3 protein-coding genes and 3 pseudogenes are annotated in these 6,375 nt (G+C 67.2%); 3 read left to right on the top strand and 3 right to left on the bottom strand.

Annotated elements, in window-relative coordinates; all coding sequences use genetic code 11:
- A pseudogene (locus tag I71_RS39190) lies at positions 1–325 on the top strand (IS110 family transposase); the annotation flags it as partial.
- A 127-nt stretch (positions 326–452) separates the two neighbouring features.
- Here the strand turns inward: I71_RS39190 and I71_RS20235 are convergent.
- The 3 genes and pseudogenes from I71_RS20235 to I71_RS20225 form a co-directional block, all read right to left on the bottom strand.
- Positions 453–1,859: pseudogene (locus I71_RS20235) on the bottom strand (IS66 family transposase); the annotation flags it as partial.
- 79 nt (positions 1,860–1,938) lie between these two features.
- Positions 1,939–2,286: an IS66 family insertion sequence element accessory protein TnpB gene (tnpB, locus tag I71_RS20230; protein WP_042697132.1), complete on the bottom strand. Its 348-nt coding sequence runs from the start codon at positions 2,284–2,286 to the stop codon at positions 1,939–1,941.
- Positions 2,283–2,693 (bottom strand): transposase, encoded by a 411-nt coding sequence (locus I71_RS20225; RefSeq protein WP_042695617.1) that lies wholly within the window; start codon positions 2,691–2,693, stop codon positions 2,283–2,285. Before I71_RS20225 ends, tnpB begins: the two co-directional genes overlap by 4 nt.
- A gap of 206 nt (positions 2,694–2,899) precedes the next feature.
- Here I71_RS20225 and I71_RS20220 point away from each other — a divergent pair, with 206 nt between their 5' ends.
- Both I71_RS20220 and I71_RS20215 read left to right on the top strand, forming a co-directional pair.
- On the top strand, positions 2,900–6,145 hold the full coding sequence (locus I71_RS20220) for an ATP-binding protein (RefSeq protein WP_042697128.1): 3,246 nt from the start codon (positions 2,900–2,902) through the stop codon (positions 6,143–6,145).
- A 48-nt stretch (positions 6,146–6,193) separates the two neighbouring features.
- Positions 6,194–6,375: pseudogene (locus tag I71_RS20215) on the top strand (IS630 family transposase); the annotation flags it as partial.

Raw genomic sequence — 6,375 nt, 5'->3', positions numbered from 1 at the left:
GGCCTTTTTCAACCGGGTACAGAAAAAGGCCGGAGCCGGCGCGCCCGCGGTGGCCACCGCCCGCAAATTGGCGGTCCTCATCTGGCATGTGCTGAGCGATGACAGGGACTATGCCTACGCTCGCCCCGCCTTCACGGCCATGAAGTTGCGCAAGGCCGCCCTGAAGGCAGGCGCCCCGCGGGAATACGGCAAGGCCGGCCCTGGTCGGGACTACTGGATCAAGGAGATCCGGCAACGCGAGGCGGAGTATGTCGAACGCACCGAACGCGCCTACGAGCGGATGGTGGAAGCCTGGAAGGAGCGACCATCGGCACCTGCCGGATGACGCCCCCCGCGTCAAGGCGTCCGCTCCGCGGCCCCGCGCTGACGCGCGGCTGCGGCCTTGACCCGGGCTTCGTCATCCGGCGTTTGGCCAGCATGCTGTCGGTGCTTTGCACCGACAGCATCGGTCCAATACCCAATTGGAGGTTCTCAACATCATCCGTGGTCAGGCACAGCCGGCCGTCGCCGAGGAAGCGGGTGAAGCCGTCCCAACGCGTCAGCATGTAGTCCATCGCCTTGGCCACTGGGGCATGGCGGGAGAGCCGGGCGCGTTCCGTCCGCATCCAGCCATCCAGCGCGGCTACCAGGGTGACTCCGTGCTCCCGGCGGGCCGCCAGCCGCTCGGCCGCCGGCTTGCCGTTCAACGCGCGCTCGAGATCGAAGATGGCGTCGATGCGCCTTACGGCTTCCAGCGCCAGCGGTGAGATCGGCGGGGCGTCCTTGCCGCGTTTGATGTTCGCGGCGATGTCGGCCAGCTTGAAGAAACCGCGCCGGGCATGCGCCCAGCACAGCACGTCGCGGATCGGCCCCGGCCGGCGGTCGGGTTCGTACAGCCGGTTGTAGCCGGCGAACGCATCGGCCTGCAGCCAGCCCGTGAAGCCGGCCAGGTGCCGTTCGGGATGCTCGCCTTTGCGGTCTCGCGAATAGTGGAACAGCGCCGCCGGTGGAGCTTGGCCGGCAAACGGCCGGTCATCACGCACATACACCCACAGCCGCCCGGTGTCGGTCTTGCCCTTGGCCAGCACCGGCACCGGCGTGTCGTCGCCATGCAGCCGCCCGGCCGCCATCACATGCGCGGCGATCAGGTCGTGCAGCGGCTTCAGCACCGCGGCGGCGGCGCCCACCTGGTCGGCCAGGGTGGACAGGCTGAGCGGCACACCCTCCCGTGCGAAGCGTTCGGCCTGCCGGTTCAGCGGCTGATGCTGGCCGAACTTCTCGAACAGAACGGTGGCCAGCAGGTTGGGGCCGGCCCAGCCCCGTGGGGTGGCATGGAACGGCGCCGGCGGCTGGCTGATCGTCTCGCAGGCCCGGCAGGAGAACCGCTCGCGCACCGTCTGGATCACCTTCCATTGACGCGGGATCACCTCCAGCGTCTCAGTGATCGTCTCGCCCAGCTTGCACAGCTTGTCCGAGCCGCAGCACGGGCAGCTCGCCGGTGCCGGCACAACGACGCGCTCGCGCGGCAGATGCCCGGGAAAGGGCTGGCGCGATGGCCGTTTGCGGGTGAAGGCCGCCACCGCGGTCGTTCGGGCGGCGGCCTGCTCGGCTGCCAACTCGTCCTCGCTGGCTGTCGCTTCCAGCTCTTCGAGCTGGAACTCCAACTGGTCCAGCAGACGCGCCTTGCGCTCGGAGCGTGTGCCGTAGAGTTCGCGCCGGAGTTTCTCGATCTCCAGCTTCAGGCCGGCGATCAGCGCCTCGGTGTTGGATGCCATCGCCCTGGCCCGGGCCGCGTCGGCTTCCGCCGCGTCCGCCCGCGCCTCGGCCTGCGCCAAGGCGGCGCGCAGGCTGGCAATATCGTCGGGCGGGGCGGCGGTCATGGCGCCAGTTTACCTGGAAACGCGCCGTTGAGCCGCCGCAATCACCCCTGAACCGGTGCGTCGATTCACCGTGTCGCAGTCACCCCGCGGCCTCGGGGCGCCAAGTCTTCTGCGGGTTGCGCCAGTCGATGCCCTCGAGCAGATAGCCCATCTGTCCAACCGAGATCGACACCGCACTGTCTGCCGGCGTTGGCCATATGAACCGGCCCCGCTCCAGCCTCTTCATGAACAGGCAACTGCCCTGGCCGTCATACCAGATGATCTTCACCAGATCGCCGCGGCGCCCGCGGAAGACGAAGAGATGGCCGCTGTGCGGGGCTTGGGCGAAGCGTTCCTGCACCAGCAGCGCCAAACTCGCCCAGCCTTTGCGCATGTCAGTGTGTCCGCTGGCCAGCCACACCCGCACGCCACTCGGCACCGGGATCATGCCAGGGCACCGACGACGGCCGCCGCCAGAGCCGGATCGACCGGCCCTTCCAGACGCAGGCGTGCCCCGCTGGGCAGGATGACCTCGAGGATCGCCGGGCTCGTGGTCGGACCCGCTGGAGGCGGCAATGGTTCAGGGGGCTCCACCGCCGGCGGGTCGATTACGGTCGGCTCCGGGGTGATGGTCACTGCGACGAAGCTGGACGGTTCGGCCACGGCGGTCCCGCTCGCCTTCATCAGCCCTCGCCAGCGGTATAGCAGACTTTCGTGCACGCCCAGCCGGCGGGCAGCTTCCGTCACCACCACGCCGGGGCAGAACGCCTCCTCGACCATTCGGACCTTCTCCGCCGGCGTGTAATTTCGCCGCCGCTCCGTCCCCGTCAGAACCTCGACCCGCTGATAAGCCATGACGTTTGCAACTCGTTTGCGTCCGCGCAATGACGCGCCACGCAAAACTCAGACGTCGGACCCTATTTTGCCAAGGCGGCACTCACCGGAGGCGTACCGCGGCAGCGCCATGCCCTGCATTTCTTCCTGGGGCACCGGTCGGGCCAGGACATCTTCGCAAAGCCATTTGTCAGAGGCAGCGACGAACTCGCCAAGGCCATCACAGATTGGCTGGACCAGCCATTCCAGCCACCGACCTGACGAACCGCGCGCGCGTCGCCACCAAGCCGTGCTGGACCGTCGCGCGGATCGAGATCACGCAGTTCGGTGGCCTCCATCCCTACTGTCTGGCGGACGGCCGCACCCCTCCACCGCTGATCATCGAGGTGGAGCGGGACGTGATGCTGATCCGCGGCCAGAACGGCGCGGGGAAGAGTTCCATCGCCAAGGCGCTGACCTTCGCGCTGACCGGGCAGATTCCCTGCGCCGCCAGCGAACCGCAGTCGTTCGACGCGCTGGTCAACACATATACCTTGCCGAACGGCGATGAGATCCAGTTGCCGACCATCGTCCCTATGCCGACCGCCGAGCAATGGCGCGCCCGGAGCCAGACCGGAGCGCCGTCGATCGAGACCAGGGTCGAGGTCACGTTGATCAAAAAGGAGAAGAAGGCAGGGGCTGAAGAGGCGGAGGAGACTGTCGTCATCCGCCGCGAGGTCACGCCACCGGTTAAGAGCCAGTTCGGCAGCAGCCTGTCAGTCAACGGGAAGCCGACCCAAACCCTGGACGACGCCCTCGGGGTGTCCCGCCTGGGTCTGGAGCTCAGCGTCCTGCATATGGCGCGCCTTCCCTATATCGCGCTCGGCCGTCCGGAGAGCCTGGGCAAGGGTGTCCAGGAACTGACCGGGCTCCGCCCCATCGGCGATCTCGCGGAGACCTCCGCCGCCAAGTTCGCGAACTTCTTAAAGACTATCTTCACGACCAACCGCCGGAACGATCAGAAGAAGGCGGTGACTGACTTCGCGACCAAAGCCGGCGAACTGGCCGCGCTGTTCGAGACGAGCCCGTCGAAGCCGCCGACCGCTGTATCTCCGGCATCGGGAAACACATGCAAGACCAGCCTCGACGCAATCGACAAGGACCTGCGCCGGAGAACGGCTTCGGTCGTCGCGGCGGCCGGCAAGGCCGCGGGTGTCCCGGACGCGGACGTCGCTCTGGATGGGCTGGATGAGACGCTGGTCCGTGCCCGCACGATCCTGACCGGCGGCACACCGTCACGGGAGTCCCTCGCGGCGGTGTTCGACAGGCTGGCCACCCTCGACGCGGCGACAGTTGAGGAAACGCGCCAGCGGGTACGGGCACTGGCGGATCGCGCCAACATGTTTGCCCGGCGGCACGCGGAGAAGATCACCTTCGTCCGCCGCCAGTTGTACGCCCGCGTCGCCGCCTGGCTGAACGAGCAGGGCCGGGAGGGTGAACCCGGCGCCTGCCCCGTTTGCCTGCGCTCCCTGACCGAAGCGGAGCACGACCACGAGCTGGGGGTGCCCATCGCCACGGCGCTTGCCCAGGCGCAACAGGATCTCGCCGACCTGCAATTCACACTCGACCAGTTCGTCGAGCGGGCGGTGACGGACTTCAAGAAGGACTTGCCGGAGGCCGTCGCGAGCGAGTTGAAGCACGTCCCGACGCTGGGCTCGACTCCACTCGGCGCCGGCTGGGCGACGAGTGTCGCCGGCGACATGGCGACCCGGCTCAAGGACGCCACCACTTTGACGACTCTGGTCGGGCGGGCGGGGGAAGCCCTTGCCACTGGGGCGGTCGGCCTGCCCAAGCCGACATCGTCGGCGGTGCCAAACCTGCATCCCGATCTGATAGGGTCGCTGGTCGAGAAGACCAGCCAGGAGATGTCTGCTCTGCTGGACGCCGCGACGTGGATCGCGGACACCGCGAAGCGGCGTTCGGCGGTGCTGTCGGCGGCCCACGGCGTAGGGCTGGCCGAGGGTGAAGGTGCGCCTACGGGCAGCTTGCTTGCTGCCATCGATGGTTTGCGCGCCCTGCTGCGCGATCATGTGCCCGTGTCCACCGCGCAGAGCCATCTGCGCGAGTTGCGCGCGCTCCTGGCGCGTTGGACCGACGAGGAAGCCCGGATCACCAAGGCCGCCGCCGCCGCGGACGCTCTCGATGGCCTTAAAGTGCTGAAACAAGCGGTCGACGTCCAGGTGGGTGGCCTGTTGGCCACCCTGAACAAGGAAACCAGCGCGTTTCTAAATCTGGTCTACCAAGCTTCCAGCGATGTCGGTCCTGCCCTTGTCGCGCTCGAACACGACGGGTCCGCGCTCAAGTCGCGCGCCGAGCAAGGCGGGGTGGCGGGCGATGCCGCCCAGATTACCAACAGCTCGCGCCAGAGGGCGCAGCTCTTCTCCTTCGTGCTGGCGCTGACCCAATATGTCTGGGAGCGCGACGGCGGCCTGAGGTTCGTGCTACTCGACGACCCGCAAAGCCTCTTCGACGAGGACAACCAGCGAAATCTGGCCAAGGGCCTCGTGACCTACACGCGCCAGGAGTTCAAGCCCTTCGTCCTCACCTTCGACCGCGTCTTTTCCGCCAGGGTGGCGCGCGCCGGCGACCTCCGTTTCGGCGCGGCGGTGAGCGAGAAGGTTTCCCGATGGGACCTCGTGGCTCGACCGGACGAATATGACATGGTGAGGCTCGATCCCCACCAGGATCAGATCATTCCTGAGCGGCAGCGGTGGCTGGGCAGGAAATCCACGGAAGACGCCATCCAGCATTATTGCAGTGAGGCCCGCATTTTTGTCGAAAAGACACTGGTTGAGTTCTTGAACGAGGGGAAAGATCCCGTCTACGACCACCCAACGTTACAGCCTTTGGGCGACCGGTTGCGCGCGTTGACAAGCGACCCGACGCTGCCGCAGTCGCGCGAACCGTTCAACGCCATCCTTTCGCTTCTGCCGGACGGAGCGCCCGGCAAGGAAGCGCTTGGAATAGCCTTGAATTGGTCCCACCACTTTCAGCGTGAGGATCTCCGCCAAGCCCATGCGCAGGCGGTGGACGACATGCTCGACGCGTTTCTCGAACAGCGAGAGCGATGCCTCGCCATCCTGCATCACTGGCCCGAAAAGGCGCCGAAGCAAAACGCCAAGGTCATTCCGTTCCCGAACGCCCGTGCCCCGGCGCGCGCCATCCCGCTCGTTGGGCAACTTGCCGCCAGCGACGGAGAAGGCGTCCCGGCGGACGAGCCTCCTCCCGACGCCGAACGGCTGAGGATCGATCCGGACCGGCACTCCATGTTCGCGGTCGGCATGGCGGCGGAATGGCTGCCGCCGCCAATCGACCCGGGCACCCTGCTGATCGTGGAACCGCTGACCGGCAAACCGCATCCCCACGATCTGGTTTTGGCCTGGGACACGGCGACGGGCGAAGCCCGGGTCGGCTGGTGCAAGCTAGTGCACTGACGCAGACATAGGATTCACAGCGGGCTGCTGGTGTGCGATTCTGTCGGCATGGCCCAGACCGTCAACGTCATCGTTGGAGCAGAGGATCGCGCGCGTTTGGCCGCGCTCCTCGGCGACCGCAACCTCCCGCACAAGCATGTCCAGCGGGTGAACATCATCGTGCTCTCGGCCGAGCGGCTGCCGGTGCAGGAGGTGGCGCGCCGGGCCGGTGTCAGCCGCCCGGCGGTCTG

Source organism: Azospirillum sp. B506 (assembly GCF_000333595.1).
Taxonomy (GTDB): Bacteria; Pseudomonadota; Alphaproteobacteria; order Azospirillales; family Azospirillaceae; genus Azospirillum.
Note: the sequence above shows the minus strand (reverse complement) of the source record. Positions and strands in the feature narration are given on the sequence as shown.

Bases quoted from the DNA above. Each gene is read 5' to 3' on its own strand.
- tnpB (WP_042697132.1), bottom strand. From the start codon at position 2,286: ATGATCCCGGTGCCGAGTGGCGTGCGGGTGTGGCTGGCCAGCGGACAC.
- I71_RS20225 (WP_042695617.1), bottom strand. From the start codon at position 2,693: ATGGCTTATCAGCGGGTCGAGGTTCTGACGGGGACGGAGCGGCGGCGA.